The organism is Vibrio sp. R10-SG3-ISO3, assembly GCF_059834225.1.
In genome coordinates this window covers 37,288-53,371 of record NZ_JCBDHE010000040.1, presented here as the reverse complement: position 1 = coordinate 53,371, position 16,084 = coordinate 37,288, and the positions used below count along the sequence as shown (strand labels likewise).

Sequence of the window (16,084 nt, the reverse complement as noted above, 5' to 3'; positions counted from 1 at the left end):
CAACGGCAACCCGTGATGTGGTGGTGGATGGATCCGAAATCGGGGGCGGGGAGTGTATCACTCTGTCTATCTTAGACCAACCATAACGATCGGAAACGGTTTTACCCGAGCCGTTTTTGATGACGCTCACGAGTCTCTTGTTTCTTGTCGGCACTTTTTCTCAGCATGACGTAGACCGCACCCGTGCCGCCGTGAAAGCGCTGTGCACTGTGTACACATTGGACGTCATTGATTTGTGATAGCCACTTTGCAAGATAACTTTTCATCATGGCGGGGGGATTGGATTTTTCCCCTCGACCATGAATGATCAGCACCGTGCGAATATCCATGCGCATGCACTGTTTGAGAAAGGTGAGCACTTCGTCACGCGCTTGTTTGAGCGTCTTACGGTGTAAATCTAACCTTGCTTGAAGTGGGTACTTACCCAGGCGCAATTTACGAAAGACCCCATCTTGTACACCATCGCGCTTGTACTCAATGATGTCTTCGGGTTTGAGCATCGGCGCATGGTCAATGGAGAGGTACTCGGGAGCATCATCGCTGAGCCACATAGCCGCTTCGCGTTTAGCCAGCTGCGCTTGGGTGACTTGATGCATTTTGACGTGTTGAGTGGTGTCTTGCTTGATGGGTTTAACGTCTCCCATCATTTGCTGAAACAGTGCAAAATCGTCGTCGTTAGACATGACGGTATCTCAGAGTATTCAATCAATATAGCTATTATACTGACGTAAGCCTGTTGTGATCAGCAAGAAATAAAAAACCGAAGTAAACAGTGTGTCTACTTCGGTGCATAGCGAATGTCTATTCAGAGAATAGAGCTAAGCGATTCTAGTGAGGAGATTTGTCATTCATCACCTTGTAGACGAAGAAAGCGCCGTAAAAGAGCATGAGACTAAAGGCACCCAAGATGACAATCATTGAAGATAGACCTACTGCATTACCAAAGAGAAGATCAAGCCAAAAGTCCATAGTTCCTCCGCCAAATACAAAGTGTGTGTTGACGGAATTTAAGGTAATGGCTGGTGATTAATTCAACACTGATCTAGATCAAGTGTTATCCGAAGGTTGCGTTTTTGTTCTGTTTGCTGTGTGTTTGCTCACATTTTGTGGCCCGTTGCTCGCGTTTTAGTCAAACGGTGTGAATTTGGAAAAAAGTGCGGGAAATGGCTTGCGTTGGCAAACAGAATCCGTAATATACTGCTCCGTTCTCGGTGAATAGCGCAGCTTGGTAGCGCATCTGGTTTGGGACCAGAGGGTCGGGGGTTCGAATCCCTCTTCACCGACCACTTTCTAAAAGCCCCGCTAGCAATAGCGGGGCTTTTTACGTTTATACAACTATGCTACGCATTACGGGTCGTGGGCTGGAGCGCCAGTCCGATGGAGCGCCAGTCCGATCGAATCCCTCTTCACCGGCCGCTTTCCGAAAGCCTCACTAGCAATAGCGGGGCTTTTTACGTCTAGACGAGTGGTTTATCGCCTCTTACTCCATTAATACTTAAATTCACAGCCAGCGGGGGTGGTTTGGGCGAGTTGCTCAATCTCGAATCCTTGAGCTTGCAGCAGTTCAATCAAGTTGTGCTTTCCGACCAGGTGCAATGCGCCCACCACAACCACGTAGCTGCCCTCGGAGTTGGGTAGCCAGTTTGGGCTGCTGAGTTTGGTCGCCCAGTCGAGGTTTCGGTCAATTAAAAATGCTTGCTCAAAGTCGGGTGACATCTTGGTTAACTGAGCAAACTCTTCGAGCTGCGCTTTGTCACCCGCGATCCAACTTTTGATTAAACATTTTGCCATGTGTTCAGAGTGATCAAAGTCCTCGATCATGCTAGTCAGCATCTCTTGGCCTACGTCAGGATCGCTTGCCAGCATATCGATTTGAAATTGCATGCTTTCTAAAGAGAGCACCGGAACATTAAGATTGTTCGCTTGGGTCAGCAGGTAGGTATCGACGCCTTTACTGGCTTGAAATCCGAGGTACTCAATTTGGCGCATTTGAATGGTCAGCGCACTAGCCCAAGGAGGCGACGCAAGCAGTTGCGCTTCATTGAGGCTCAGCAAATTGGCAATGCCAGAGAGCTCTTGTTTTTGTTCGGCGGATAAGATCTCTGCGCTGCTGATCGTCTGTTGCGGGTAGCTGACGGCTTGACCGTTGTGGATATCGGTTTCGACGATCAATCCGTCACTATGTTCGAGTGCTACGCTGATAGGGGACGGGAGTGGGTACATACTGTCGTCACCGACGTGAACCGAACCAATGATATGAAAATCTAACGCCCCTTTACTGGCGTGCCAGTAAAGGGGCTCCGCTTGTAAAGCGCTGCAGAACAAAGTAACACAAGAGAGTAGCCATTTATGCATTCGAAGTATCCTAGTGGGAAGGCCAACAACTGGCTCGGACTGTGACTAGGTTATAGCATAATTTTGCTCATCGAGAGCAGAGAGCACAATACCATGTTCCCTGAGGCGAAAGCATACAGACAAAACCCAGTACTAAGGTGATGACAAACGCTCACGAATTCCCCCATGGTCACGAGAATGGTAGGATGGCGCAAAACGATAGATTGGCGAACTAAGATGAAGCAGTGGTACTTACTTTATTGCAAACGTGGCGAACAAGAACGCGCTCAACAGCATTTAGAAAATCAGAAGGTTGAGTGTTATTACCCCGTGATCACACGAACTGCGATTCGCCGAGGTAAGCGACAAACCAAGCCAGAACCCCTTTTCCCGTGTTATGTATTTATCTGCTTTGACCCACAACAGGGACCGGCGTTTACCACCATACGCTCGACGCGCGGTGTGGTGGATTTTGTCCGCAGGGGCGCAATGCCTCAAGTGGTTTCACCAGATTTGATTGAAGGGTTAAAGTCGATGGAATCGATGCAGCCACAAGACAACCAAGGGATCCCTAAAGCTGGGCAGCCTGTGTCGGTGTTAACGGGCCCGTTTGCTGGGGTTGAGGCCATCTTTAAAGAATCAGATGGGGAGTTGCGATCGATTTTATTGGTCAAGCTTCTCAATCAACACGTCGAAGTGAGTGTGGGCAACCAAGATTTCGATGTTTAGTCAGCAAGATGTCCAGTTTAGTGAGTTCGATTGGTAAAAAAGGCTCCCCAGTTTCACTGGGGAGCCTTTTTGTCACTAGGCTGTCGTTAGCGCTCTAGCGTGATTTAGTAAGCTTCGTTGTGCACACTTTTCACTGCGCGACCTGATGGGTCTGCGAAGTTTTTGAACGACTCATCCCATTCAATCGCTTTTGCCGATGAACACGCCACCGATGGACCACCAGGTACACACTCAGCTGCTGAAGGAAGTGGGAACAACTCTTCAAAGATTTCGCGATAGACGTAGCCTTCTTTGGTGGTTGGCGTGTTGTACGGGAAACGGAACGCAGCGGTTTCCATCTGCTGATCTGTGACTTTCTCTTCCGCTACCGCTTTTAGCGTATCGATCCAGCTGTAACCCACGCCATCCGAGAACTGCTCTTTCTGACGCCATGCAATTGATTCTGGCAAGTAGTGTTCGAAGCACTCACGCAAGATGTGTTTTTCCATCTTACCGTTACCACACATTTTATCTTTCGGGTTGAGACGCATCGCGACATCGATAAACTCTTTGTCCAAGAATGGCACGCGACCTTCCACACCCCAAGCCGCAAGGGACTTGTTTGCGCGAGCACAGTCAAACATGTTCAGAGCGAGTAACTTGCGCACGGTCTCTTCATGGAACTCTTTTGCGTTGGGTGCTTTATGGAAGTAGAGGTATCCGCCGAAAATCTCATCGGCACCTTCGCCCGAGAGCACCATTTTAATTCCCATAGCTTTGATCTTACGTCCCATTAAGAACATCGGGGTTGACGCACGTATAGTCGTCACATCGTAGGTCTCAATGTGGTAAATCACATCACGAATCGCATCAAGCCCTTCTTGGATGGTGTAGGTCATCTCATGGTGAACGGTCCCAATTTGCTCTGCCACTTCACGAGCAGCCTTGAGGTCAGGTGCGCCTTCCAAGCCGACCGCAAACGAGTGCAGTTGTGGCCACCAAGCTTCAGACTGCTCATCATCTTCAATACGCATGGCGGCAAAACGTTTCGCCACGGCGGAGGTGATGGACGAATCGAGACCCCCGGACAAAAGTACGCCATAAGGCACGTCGGTCATGAGCTGACGTTTAACCGCGGCTTCTAGCGCTTCAGTGAGCTCTTCTTTGCTGGTGGTGTTGTTTTCAACGGCGGCAAATTCATTCCAATCGCGGATGTAGTAGCGTTGAGGCTCTGTATCGCTGCTGCCGTAGTAACTGCCCGGTGGAAATTCACTTACGGTGCGACAAACGGGCACCAAAGCTTTCATTTCCGATGCAACGTAATAGTTGCCGTGCTCATCGTAGCCTTGGTAAAGCGGGATAATACCGATGTGATCTCGGCCAACTAAGTATTGATCTTTCTCTTCATCATAAAGAACGAAGGCAAAAATACCGTTTAGCTCTTCCAGTAGGTCCGCCCCCATGTCTTGGTAAAGAGCGAGGATAACTTCACAGTCAGAGTCGGTTTGAAAATCGTATTTACCTTCGTAACGAGCACGAATTTCTTTGTGGTTGTAGATTTCACCATTGACGGCAAGGATGTGTTTTTTATCTGGGCTGTAGAGCGGTTGTGCCCCACTGTTCAGACCGACAATTGCCAAGCGCTCATGCGCAAGGATCGCGTTATCTGATGAGTAGATACCGGACCAGTCTGGACCACGGTGACGCAGCTTTTTAGACATTTCCAACGCCACAGGGCGCAAAGCGGACGCATCACTTTTTATATCTAAAATACCAAAAATCGAACACATACTACTTCCCTTTGAATTTCGTTTAATCTGTTAACTTCAATTTGCCATTCTGATTAAAAAATGCAACCAAGATTGATAAAAAAAATATCAAAGAGGCTTTGCTGTTAAAAAATATCTAATTAAATGGTTGTTATTGTAAATGAGATCTAGGTTTTGGCTGTTTTTTGTTCAAAATAAAAAAGGCTACCTCGAGAGGTAGCCTGTCACCTTGACGAGCAAGCGTGCTAGCGGATAGAGCTAAATTGCGGTTTTAGCTGCTCACACACATGGCGCGCAAAACCGCTACCAGCTTCATTGTATATGTTAAAGGCGGCATCGACGCCTTGCTCAACGAGAGCATCCAATTGATCTGAATACTCGGCAATTGCCGCGATCTGCCCTTTAAAGTGGCGTTGTTGTAACTGTTGCAGCGCGATCTGATTTCCTTGGTGATGCGGCATTGCCAGTAGCACGAGTTTGACGTTGGCGGTGTCTAAAATACGCTCCCAAAAATCGGGGTCGGTTGCGTCTCCGGCGATCACGTTACGCCCTTGCGCTTTGTGCTGGCGAGCGGCATCTTCACGCACCTCGATACCCAGACTGATCTTGCCGTAACGAGCTCGAATCTCATCATAGGCACCGGTGCCAATTCGACCCATGCCTAAAATCAGAACTTGAGCATGGCCAGGATTAATGCGCTGGTCTCGACTATGCAGCGATTCTGCGGCGTGCTCCTTGAGCCAGCGGCTTGAGCGTTGATAGAGGGCATGGCCGTAGCGGTTGATAGGTGCCGCAATCACAAAAGAGATGGAGACCGCAAGGGCAAGCGCCACCAGGATATCGCCGCTCATCCAACCCATTTTAAATGCAAGGCCGCCGACGATAAGGCCGAACTCACTGAAGTTAAACAAACAGAGCGAGGCGAGTAGAGAAGTGCGGACGCGGAATTTAAAGGCGTTGATGATAATGAAATAGAGCGCGCCTTTTAACGGCAGCAACAGCAAGAAGAGGATAGCTAGAGCAAATCCGGCTAGTGTTGGCTGCTCAGACAGACCAATGTTGAGGAAAAAGCAGACCAAAAACAGCTCTTTGAGGTTAAATAGGGACTTTGCTAACTCAGACGCTTTGGCATGACCAGCCAGTAGCATTCCTAAGATCAGTGCCCCTAAATCAGGCTTCATGCCCACCAGTTCGAACAGCCCCGCGCCCACCACTAGCGCAAAGAAGATGCCGAACAGAACCAGCATTTCGCCGTGGCCAACCCAGTCTAGAACCTTATAGAATAGGGGGCGAAGCAGCGGTAAGGCAAACAGTGCTACGGCATACCATTCAGGCAGCTTGCCGGTTGAAGCGGTGAGAAACACCACGGCAAAGATATCTTGCATGATCAAAATACCGATGGCCAAGGTGCCATAGGTCGCGTTCATTTCCCCTTTCTCTTGCAATGATTTCACTGCAAATACGGTACTTGAGAAGGAGAGTGCAAAGCTCAGCAGGACAATTTGCTCCACCTCCATGCTCGCCAGGGAACTGATCCCAAGAAATTTAAAGCAAAAAAGCGCAACAGAAAAAATCGCGGTAGACAGAAGATTGTGCAGTGTTGCGCCGGCCCAAATTTCTTTGGAGAGTAAGGTTGTGATGTCGAGCTTAAGTCCGATGGTAAACAGCAGCAGCGTGACACCCAGATCGGCCAGCAGCACCAAGGTGTCATTCGATTCAAACCCCAAGGCGTGCAGGCCAAAACCAGCCAGCAGAAAGCCTACCAAGGGAGGCAGGTTACACTTGAGCGCGAGAAAGCCGGCGAGAAACGCGGCGGAGATCAGTACGAGTTCCATAGCGGTGTAAATAATCCTATAAAAACGGGCTACGTCTAGTAGCCCGGTATTCTATCTAACTTCAAGTGATAAGACGTTAATCTTCTAACAATTTTTGTAACAAAACACCGTTCAGCATAGCACGCTTGATCATTGAAAAGGCGCCTAGTGTCGGTTGCTTATCAATCTGTGACGCCACGATAGGCAAATCTTTATGGAAGGTCGTGAGGGATTGATTTTCAACATTGCGGCGAATGGCTGGGAAGAGGATCTCTTCACACTGGGTGATTTGACCGGCAATCACGATTTTTTGCGGGTTAAACAAGTTAATGGTAATTGCGATCGCTTTACCTAACTGGTTGCCGACTCGAACCAGGCTCTGTTTTGCCAGCTCGTCGCCTAAGTTGGCGTGTTCACAGACATCCGCAATAGTGATGCTGTCGAGTGTGGTTAAGGTAGACTCATACCCTTGTTTGATGAGTTTGTTGACGCGCTCGACAATGGCAGGGTTTGCCGCCACCGTTTCGAGGCAGCCAAAGTTCCCGCATTGGCACTGCTCCCCGAGAGGATCGATTTGAATGTGGCCAATTTCGCCAACGTTGCGGTTGAAGCCAAGGAACACTTGTCCATTGACGATGATGCCCGCGCCCGTTCCTCTGTGTACGCTGACTAAAATTGAGTCTTGGCAATCTTGGCTGGCGCCAAAGTAGTGCTCAGCCAGCGCCATCCCTCTGACATCGTTACCGACAAAGCATTCGACGTGGAAACGATCGCGAATCATCTCTGCTAGGGTAAAGTTGTTGATTGAAATATTCGGCATGTACTCGACCACACCGGTTTCAGGATTGACGAGACCGGGTAAGGATATACCGATGGCGATCAACTGATTGATGTGGCTTTGCTGACTTTGGATAAAGGCTTTAAGTTGAGACTCCAAACCTTCTGCCAGTTCGTCTTGGGTGGTGTAATAAAACTCTTGATAATCGCTAGCGAGCTCTTTAGCGCCGAGATCATAGAGGCTAAATTGCAAATAGTCTCGGCCGATACGGACAGCCACAGAGTGGAAGGGCTCCACTTCTGTGGTAAGAGAAATCGCACGGCGTCCTCCGGTTGAGGCTTGCTGAGCGACTTCTTTAATCAAACCACGTTCTAAGAGTTGGCGGGTGATTTTGGTAACACTGGCGGGCGCGAGCTGACTGACATCGGCCACCTGGATGCGAGAGATTGGCCCTTGTTGGTCAATCAGCCGATACACTGCTGCGCTGTTGAGCTGCTTTACTAGATCTACGTTACCTATTTGTCCGCCATTCATTCTCAATTCTGCTCGTATTGTCCGTTTACTACCGTCGCCTGGACGTTGAAGTCGCGGTCGAATACGGTGAGGTTTGCCACTAAGCCTTTTTTAATTCGACCCAGTTTATTGTCTACACCGATTGCTTTCGCAGGGTAAAGGGTTGCCATGCGAAGGGCTTCGTCCAGAGCGATACCGACGTGCTCAACCGTGTTTTGAACTGCTTCAATCATGGTTAAGGCTGAACCGCCTAGTGTGCCATGTTCATCGACACACTTGCCATCCCGGTAATATACTTTCTTACCTACAAAAATAAAGTAATCCATGTCAGCGCCTGCAGGAGCTGTGGCATCGGTCACTAATACTAATTTTTCACCCTTAATTTTGTGCGCAATTCGGATGTTGGCGTAATCGACGTGGAAGCCGTCTGCAATGATGCCCGCGTAAACACCTGGCGTGTCATAAATCGCACCGACCACCCCTGGCTCTCGGCCAACCATTGGGGTCATGGCATTGAAGAGGTGAGTGGCAAACGTCACCCCTGAATCGAAGCTTTGACGAGCTTGTGCATAGGTGGCATTCGTGTGACCAATCGAGACCACGATGCCGGCTGCACTTAAGCGTTCAATATGAGCGGCGTCATTGTGCTCTGGCGCGAGTGTGACTTTAGCGATGACATCGGCGTTGTCACACATAAAGTCAATCATGCTGTCATCGGAAGGGCGAATATAGTCGACACTATGAATGCCTTTTTTCGCTACGTTGAGATAAGGCCCTTCAAGGTGAAGACCGAGAGATTGGTTTTGATATTGAGCGTGATACTCGCGAGCCGCCGCGACGGCGGAGCGCATGTCTTCATCGGAAGAGGTAATCAGAGTCGGCAGGTAACTGGTACAGCCCGATTTTAAATTGGCTTGATGCATGATTTGCATAGTCTGCGCTGTGATTTCGTCATTCAGCATTACGCCGCCACACCCGTTCAGTTGCAGATCGATAAAACCTGGACTGACGTTTGCGCCTTTTAGGTCGATGGTTTTGATCGTCTGTGGCAGAGTGTCTTCGGGGCAAACTGCCTCAATGAGCCCTTGGTTCACAATCACAGCGTGGTTCGTTAGAACGTCACTGCCGGTGTAGAGTTTGCAGTTGGTTAGCGCATACATGGTCAGCAAATCCTTATAGGTATAGACCCGTCAACGAGTTAGGGTCACATTTCTCATTCTTTTATAGATCAAACTGAAGAGCAATGAATTGATCCGACAACTTTATTTGAAAACTTCAATTAGATCGCGAAATATCTTTACCAGCCGAAGCGTCATTTTACGCTGACTTGGTTCAGTTTTGAATTCTGTCCTAAGACAGTGTCAGGGCGAGTTTCTGTTTGTCTTTCTCTTTAAATGTCGTAATAACATCATGTTATCCATGAGTTTTTACTATGTTTCCGCCTCTGACTTATGCACTGATACTAGCCGATAAATCTCATTTATTTGCATTGTAAAATAAGTTTTATGATCTGGCTAGCAAAAACCTCGAAATACCCCTGTATCTGGTGATTATGATCACAAATGATGAGCTTTTAATTTGCGGAGCAAAATTAATATCATAAACTGACAAGGACTAAATTGAGCAACTAAAAAAAGTTACTCGACCAATTAAAAATCCTATAGGGGGAACTTAAGGTGAATATTCTTGGTTATTTCCAAAAAGTAGGTAAAGCGTTAATGGTGCCTGTCGCCACGCTACCTGCTGCAGCAATACTAATGGGTGTTGGATACTGGATCGATCCAAACGGTTGGGGCGCAAACAGCGCACTTGCTGGTTTCTTGATTCAGGCTGGTGCCGCTATTATCGATAACATGTCATGGCTATTTGCTGTGGGCGTGGCTTACGGTTTATCTAAAGACAAAGACGGTGCCGCTGCTCTGGCTGGTCTCGTCATGATGTACGTAGTGACGAAACTGCTTTCTCCAGGTGCCGTTGCTCAAATCCAAGGTATTGATGCAAGCGAAGTCCCTGCGGCATTCGGTCGTATTCAAAACCAGTTCGTGGGTATCCTAGTGGGTATCATTTCGGCAGAAATCTACAACCGCTTCTCACATGTTGAGCTGCACAAAGCGCTCGCGTTCTTCTCCGGTAAGCGTCTTGTACCTATCATGACATCGTTCGCAGGTATCTTCCTATCGTTCGTATTGATGTATGTATGGCCATCAGTATACGGCGGTCTAGTGAGCTTTGGTGAAGGTATCCAAGGTTTGGGCGAAGTCGGTGCTGGTATCTACGCATTCTTTAACCGTCTACTTATCCCTGTCGGTCTACACCACGCATTGAACTCAGTATTCTGGTTCGACGTGGCGGGCATCAACGATATTCCTAACTTCCTAGGTGGTGCGAAATCCATCGCTGAAGGTACGGCAATCCCAGGTGTAACGGGTATGTACCAAGCGGGCTTCTTCCCAATCATGATGTTTGGTCTACCTGGTGCAGCGCTAGCGATTTACCACACGTCTAAAGCGAAGAACAAAGAAAAAGTCGCGTCTATCATGATCGCAGCAGGCTTTGCTTCTTTCTTCACAGGTGTGACTGAGCCTCTAGAGTTCTCATTCATGTTCCTAGCTCCGCTACTGTACGTATTGCACGCGTTGCTAACAGGTATCTCTGTTTATATCGCTGCATCAATGGAGTGGATTGCAGGCTTCGGCTTCTCGGCTGGTCTCGTGGATATGGTACTATCAACGCGTAACCCACTGGCGGTTAAGTGGTACATGCTGATTGTACAAGGTCTTGTGTTCTTCGGTCTCTACTACGCAGTGTTCCGTACCGTTATTCTGAAGTTTGGTCTAAAAACACCAGGTCGTGAAGACGACGAAGCTACTGAAGTTTCAGGTTCTGAGAACTCATCTGAGTTGGCTAAACAGTACCTAAAAGCACTAGGTGGCCATGAGAACCTAACTAACATCGACGCTTGTATCACTCGTCTACGTCTGACTATCAAAGATACCAGCATTGTTGATGAGAAAGTGTTGAAAAACCTAGGAGCAATGGGTGTGGTTAAACTTGGCGCGAACAACCTTCAAGTTATCCTTGGCCCACTTGCGGAAATCATTGCCGGCGAAATGAAAAACATTCCAGCCGATGAAGATCTGACGCCAGTGCAACTGCCTTCTTAATCGAGTCTAAAGACAATTAAAACGGAGCCTCCCCATTGGGAGGCTCTTTCTTTTGCGGCCCAAAATCTCGTTTGGACCGGGCTATGTTGGTTGAAAACTGCGCGCTTTATCGGGCATCGTTTATCAACACTTATTATTTCTCAAGAAAAGACCTGTTCTTGTTGTGTATCCGCTTAGAATTGTGGATCATTACCCGCTATATGCCCTAAAGGACTTTTCCCTTTAGAGAAATTTTTCTGAACAATACTAAAACAATTGAGGTGCTATAGATGAGTGAAGCTGAAGCTCGTCCATCGAATTTCATTCGCCAAATCATTGATAAAGATTTAGCGGATGGTAAACACACTAGCGTGCATACTCGTTTTCCGCCGGAGCCAAACGGCTACCTTCATATCGGTCACGCTAAGTCAATTTGCTTAAACTTTGGTATTGCTCAAGACTATCAGGGCAAGTGTAATCTGCGTTTTGATGACACGAACCCAGAAAAAGAAGACGTCGAATACGTTGAGTCGATTAAGAATGATGTGAGCTGGTTAGGCTTTGAGTGGGATGGTGAGATTTGTTACTCATCCAACTACTTTGACAAGCTTTACGAGTACGCGGTTGAATTAATTAACAAAGGCTTAGCGTATGTTGAAGAGCTAAGTCCTGAGCAGATTCGTGAGTACCGTGGTACGTTGACTCAACCGGGCAAACCTAGCCCATATCGTGACCGCAGTGTTGAAGAGAACCTCGCGCTATTTGAAAAAATGCGTGCGGGTGGTTTTGAAGAGGGAACGGTTTGTCTACGCGCCAAAATCGATATGGCCTCGTCGTTTATGGTGATGCGTGATCCTGTGCTTTACCGCGTTCGATTTGCAACTCACCACCAGACCGGTGACAAGTGGTGCATTTACCCAATGTACGACTTCACACACTGTATCTCTGATGCTCTTGAAGGGATCACTCACTCTTTGTGTACGTTGGAGTTCCAAGACAACCGACGTCTGTACGACTGGGTGCTAGAGAACATCACGATTGACAGTCAGCCACACCAGTATGAGTTCAGTCGTCTGAATCTTGAATACACGGTAATGTCTAAGCGTAAGCTAAGTCAACTAGTGACAGAGAAGTTGGTGAGCGGCTGGGATGATCCTCGTATGCCAACCATCTCTGGTTTACGTCGCCGAGGGTTCACGCCGGGCTCTATTCGTGAGTTTTGTAAGCGCATTGGTGTGACCAAGCAAGACAACATGATCGAAATGAGCTCGCTTGAGTCTTGTATTCGTGATGACCTGAACGAAAACGCACCACGTGCGATGGCGGTACTGGACCCTGTTAAAGTGGTTATCGAGAACTTTGAGCCAGAGCGCGTAGAGACATTAACGGTCGCCAACCACCCTAACAAGCCTGAGATGGGTGAGCGCCAAGTGCCGTTTACTCGTGAGGTTTGGATTGAGCGTGAAGACTTCCGTGAAGAAGCCAACAAAAAGTACAAGCGTTTAGTTCTTGGTAAAGAAGTGCGTCTTCGCGGTGCTTACGTCATTAAGGCTGAGCGTATCGAGAAAGACGAGCAAGGTAATATCACCACTATCTACTGCAGCTACGACGACCAAACACTCGGCAAAAATCCTGAGGATGGCCGTAAAGTGAAAGGTGTGATTCACTGGGTATCAGCAGATAAGGGCTTACCGGCTGAAATTCGCCTTTACGATCGCTTGTTTACTGTGCCAAATCCAGCCGCAGCGGACAACTTTGCTGAGACGATCAATCCTGATTCACTGATGGTGATGAATGGGTTTGTTGAGCCAAGCCTAGCCAACGCTGAAGCGGAGAAAGGTTACCAGTTCGAGCGTATGGGCTATTTCTGCGCGGACGCGAAAGACTCTAAGCCAGAGGCGTTGGTCTTTAACCGTACCGTTGGCTTGCGTGATACTTGGGCTAAGATTGAAGCTCAGTAAGCGCAACGAATCCTATTAGAGTCGCCAGTGAGCGATAAAAAATGCCAGTCTTGATGACTGGCATTTTTTTAATCAGCAGAAAAGAGACAGTGCCTAGTTAGCTTTTGCACTGATCTACTGTTATTTTTTAGGTTTGTGCGCGTCAGGGTTGTCTTTACAACTGCCATCGCCACACTTACCGTATAGGTACAAGCTGTGGTTGGTCAGCTGGACATTGTACAGAGAGGCGATCTCTCGTTGACGCTCTTCGATGATTTCGTCTGAAAATTCAATCACTTCACCACAGTCTAGACACACTAAGTGGTCGTGATGGTGTTGAGTGCTCAGTTCGAAGACTGATTTTCCACCTTCAAAGTGGTGACGGGTCACAATGCCAGCATCATCAAATTGGTTTAAAACGCGGTAAACAGTAGCCAGACCGATTTCTTCACCCAGATCGATGAGTTTCTTGTACAAATCTTCAGCACTGATGTGCGCGCAGTCTGGTTGCTGTAATACTTCTAAAATTTTGAGTCGCGGAAGAGTGACTTTAAGACCGGCATCCTTCAGCGCTTGGTTGTTATCTGACATATACTTTCCTGTTGATGTTCTGCGGCATTAAACAGAATCCAATATTCCAATCATTATAGGGTACTCGTTAATAACAATAAACCCGAATCTCAAAGGGTTACTCATGTTTTATCATAAACTAGCGAGCGGTCACTTATAGTACTGGTCTAATGAGTTACAATTTGTTAACGTTTTGGCAATGTAAACAGTTTAGGATTTCACGGATGTCTACGCTACTTGAAAAGATCTATAAACCCAGTGTTGTGAAGTTTGCCCTTAATATTTGGCCACCGTTTTGGGGGGCTGGGATTCGTATTGTGTCGATCAGTGAAGACTTTCGTGAGGTGAAGATGAAGCTCAAGTTACGCTGGTGGAACAAGAATGCCAATCGTACCCAATATGGGGGCAGCATTTTTTCCCTGACCGATCCCGTCTATTCGTTAATGCTGATGGGGATTTTGGGCAAGCAATATTACGTGTGGGACAAAGAAGCGAGCATCAACTTCATCAAGCCGGGACAAAGTGACTTGCACGCCGATTTCTTGATTTCTCAGCAGATGCTTGATGATATCCTGACTCAAACCGCAGGGGGCGACAAGTGCTTTCCAGAGTTCATTACGCATGTAAAAGACAGCAACGGTATGGTGGTATCGGAAGTACAACGTAAGTTGTATGTACGTAAAAAACCGAAGTTTAGGGATGAGGAACAGGCGCCTCAATCGGCATAACAGACTGGATTAAGTACAAAAAAACCTCCAAAGATGGAGGTTTTTTTAAAAGGTCAGCTTAGTCTTCCAACTCAGCTAAGCACATCTCTTCATGGATTTGCTTACACCAGTTGTTAACGCGGTCTTCAGTCAATTCTGGTTGGCGATCTTCGTCGATACACAAACCGACAAATTGGCTATCGTCACCCTCAACTAGGGCTTTTGATGCTTCAAACTCGTAACCATCGGTTGAGGTGTAACCGAGAATCGTACCGCCTTTTGCTTCAACGATATCACGTACTGTGCCCATGGCGTCGCAGAAGTACTCTGCGTAATCTTCTTGATCGCCACAACCAAATAACGCAACTAACTTGGTCGAGAAATCGATTTGCTCTAGCTCTGGGAAAAAGTCATCCCAGTCACATTGTGCTTCACCGTAGTACCAAGTAGGAATACCCAAAAGCAGAAGATCGAAGCTATCAATGTCTTCTTTACTGCTTTTGGCAATATCTTGAACGTGAACCAGTTGTTTACCCAGTTGCTTTTGAATCATCTTCGCAACAGCTTCAGTGTTACCTGTGTCGCTACCAAAGAAGATACCTACACTTGCCATAGATTCGTTACCTTTACTTTTACGTGTTGTGGCGGGCCAAATGGCGAACCGCGTTTGGCCTGTTACCCCAGACCACCACCTTCCCAGCTAAGCTGAATGATGCCTTTGGCAATAAAGCCAGCGCAGCCCAGGAATAGGACTAACCATACAATTCGACGACCAAATGGTGGGACATTTCCCGCTTTGAGTACATCTTTTATCGCCATACCGATGAGAAAAAAGATAGACGCAAAAAGCAAGTCGAGACCTATCGACTCAAGCATGTTCATATAGTCGTAAAGCATGGAATCCCTTATGCCAAATTACTTGCGCTGCACTATACCATTGTTAACTCGTAAAGTTAACGGTCAGGAGAGATTGAACGCGTATTCGATGGCTAGCCAATAAACTTGCGAATCGCGCGCAATACTTCAGCGGGCTTTTCTGCGTGCAACCAATGACCTGTATTGGCAATAACGTGTGCTTTAGCGTGGCGAAATTGCGCCTGAACCGCTGGTTGATGCTCGGCGGTAAGGTAATCCGATTCGCCTCCTTTGAGAAAGAGGGTCGGGACATCTACTGGGGATAAGGATTGCCAGCCTAAAATATCCCAGTAATTGTTTTTTAGGCTCGTTACGTTGAAGCGCCACGCGAGATGATCGCCTTCTTTATACAGCGACTTGCTCAGAAACTGCCTGACGCCACCGATGTCAATGTGCTGCGCTAGAAGGGATAGGGCTTGCTGACGAGATTGTGGCCGATCTGCGAGTACGGCTTCTAGTCCTTTAAAGACATTATCATGTCTTGCTTGTGTATATCGCACTGGCGCCATGTCGAGCACGATCAGCTTATGTACTCGAGTTGGGGCCAATCCGGCCAGCGCCATGGCGACTTTACCGCCCATCGAGTGCCCTACGACGATCGCGGTTTCAATGCTCAAATGATCGAGCAAACGCAGGACATCACTGGCCAACACATCGTAATTGTGTTCGTCGCTGTGAAAAGACTGGCCATGATTTCTAAGATCAACACTTAGCACTTGGTGGTCTTCACGCAGATCGCGCGCCAGTAAACCGAGATTGTCCAAGTTACCAAATAAGCCATGAAGCAGAACAACGGTGGGTCCTTGTCCTTCAAGTTTGTAGTTGAGCAATGGTGACATTTTAAAACTTCGTTTTTTGTTTATTCGTGTGGGTTTAACGTAGAGTCTGCGCGA

The 16,084-nt window shown here is 47.7% G+C and carries 15 protein-coding genes and 1 tRNA gene; 5 read left to right on the top strand and 11 right to left on the bottom strand.

The window, feature by feature from the left end:
• Positions 1-101: 101 nt before the first annotated feature.
• Together smrA and AC6R1A_RS10065 are read right to left on the bottom strand one after the other, a co-directional pair.
• Positions 102-683: a DNA endonuclease SmrA gene (gene smrA / locus AC6R1A_RS10070; protein ID WP_487903168.1), complete on the bottom strand. Its 582-nt coding sequence runs from the start codon at positions 681-683 to the stop codon at positions 102-104.
• Positions 684-828: 145 nt separating this feature from the next.
• A complete protein-coding gene (locus tag AC6R1A_RS10065; protein ID WP_334555181.1) occupies positions 829-969 on the bottom strand; it encodes a DUF3149 domain-containing protein in 141 nt (46 codons plus the stop codon).
• A 240-nt stretch (positions 970-1,209) separates the two neighbouring features.
• On the opposite strand from AC6R1A_RS10065, the gene AC6R1A_RS10060 reads away from it, so the two are divergent.
• Positions 1,210-1,286 (top strand) — tRNA-Pro (locus tag AC6R1A_RS10060).
• Positions 1,287-1,488: 202 nt separating this feature from the next.
• Here AC6R1A_RS10060 and AC6R1A_RS10055 read toward each other — a convergent pair.
• Positions 1,489-2,355: a TraB/GumN family protein gene (locus AC6R1A_RS10055; protein WP_500633883.1), complete on the bottom strand. Its 867-nt coding sequence runs from the start codon at positions 2,353-2,355 to the stop codon at positions 1,489-1,491.
• 216 nt (positions 2,356-2,571) lie between these two features.
• Between AC6R1A_RS10055 and rfaH the strand changes: the two genes are divergently transcribed.
• Entirely contained in the window at positions 2,572-3,063 is a 492-nt protein-coding gene (rfaH, locus tag AC6R1A_RS10050; RefSeq protein ID WP_500628873.1) for a transcription/translation regulatory transformer protein RfaH, read from the top strand.
• 104 nt (positions 3,064-3,167) lie between these two features.
• Here rfaH and asnB read toward each other — a convergent pair whose 3' ends face one another.
• The 4 genes from asnB to nagA all read right to left on the bottom strand — a co-directional run bounded on the left by asnB (position 3,168) and on the right by nagA (position 9,076).
• Complete coding sequence (asnB, locus tag AC6R1A_RS10045; protein WP_500630665.1) at positions 3,168-4,832, bottom strand: asparagine synthase B; 1,665 nt, start codon at positions 4,830-4,832, stop codon at positions 3,168-3,170.
• A gap of 224 nt (positions 4,833-5,056) precedes the next feature.
• Positions 5,057-6,646, bottom strand: coding sequence for a cation:proton antiporter domain-containing protein (locus tag AC6R1A_RS10040; protein ID WP_500633882.1), 1,590 nt, complete (start codon positions 6,644-6,646; stop codon positions 5,057-5,059).
• Positions 6,647-6,722: 76 nt separating this feature from the next.
• Positions 6,723-7,937, bottom strand: coding sequence for a DNA-binding transcriptional regulator NagC (gene nagC, locus AC6R1A_RS10035; RefSeq protein WP_334555186.1), 1,215 nt, complete (start codon positions 7,935-7,937; stop codon positions 6,723-6,725).
• A 2-nt stretch (positions 7,938-7,939) separates the two neighbouring features.
• Complete coding sequence (gene nagA / locus AC6R1A_RS10030) at positions 7,940-9,076, bottom strand: N-acetylglucosamine-6-phosphate deacetylase (RefSeq protein ID WP_500633881.1); 1,137 nt, start codon at positions 9,074-9,076, stop codon at positions 7,940-7,942.
• Between the two features lie 516 nt (positions 9,077-9,592).
• On the opposite strand from nagA, the gene nagE reads away from it, so the two are divergent.
• Both nagE and glnS read left to right on the top strand, forming a co-directional pair.
• Positions 9,593-11,080, top strand: a complete 1,488-nt coding sequence (nagE, locus tag AC6R1A_RS10025; protein WP_487903173.1) for an N-acetylglucosamine-specific PTS transporter subunit IIBC — start codon at positions 9,593-9,595, stop codon at positions 11,078-11,080.
• Positions 11,081-11,349: 269 nt separating this feature from the next.
• On the top strand, positions 11,350-13,020 hold the full coding sequence (gene glnS / locus AC6R1A_RS10020) for a glutamine--tRNA ligase (RefSeq protein ID WP_500633880.1): 1,671 nt from the start codon (positions 11,350-11,352) through the stop codon (positions 13,018-13,020).
• Between the two features lie 120 nt (positions 13,021-13,140).
• Here glnS and fcrX read toward each other — a convergent pair whose 3' ends face one another.
• Positions 13,141-13,590, bottom strand: coding sequence for a ferric iron uptake transcriptional regulator FcrX (gene fcrX, locus AC6R1A_RS10015; RefSeq protein ID WP_334555190.1), 450 nt, complete (start codon positions 13,588-13,590; stop codon positions 13,141-13,143).
• Between the two features lie 203 nt (positions 13,591-13,793).
• Between fcrX and AC6R1A_RS10010 the strand changes: the two genes are divergently transcribed.
• Entirely contained in the window at positions 13,794-14,297 is a 504-nt protein-coding gene (locus tag AC6R1A_RS10010; RefSeq protein WP_334555191.1) for a DUF4442 domain-containing protein, read from the top strand.
• Between the two features lie 58 nt (positions 14,298-14,355).
• Here the strand turns inward: AC6R1A_RS10010 and fldA are convergent, their stop codons facing one another.
• The 3 genes from fldA to AC6R1A_RS09995 form a co-directional block, all read right to left on the bottom strand.
• Positions 14,356-14,889, bottom strand: a complete 534-nt coding sequence (gene fldA / locus AC6R1A_RS10005; RefSeq protein WP_500626425.1) for a flavodoxin FldA — start codon at positions 14,887-14,889, stop codon at positions 14,356-14,358.
• 62 nt (positions 14,890-14,951) lie between these two features.
• Entirely contained in the window at positions 14,952-15,173 is a 222-nt protein-coding gene (locus AC6R1A_RS10000) for a DUF2788 domain-containing protein (RefSeq protein ID WP_053440537.1), read from the bottom strand.
• Positions 15,174-15,265: 92 nt separating this feature from the next.
• Positions 15,266-16,030 carry an alpha/beta fold hydrolase gene (locus AC6R1A_RS09995; protein ID WP_500630661.1) on the bottom strand — a complete coding sequence of 255 codons (765 nt, stop codon included), beginning with the start codon at positions 16,028-16,030 and terminating at the stop codon, positions 15,266-15,268.
• Positions 16,031-16,084 lie beyond the last annotated feature (54 nt).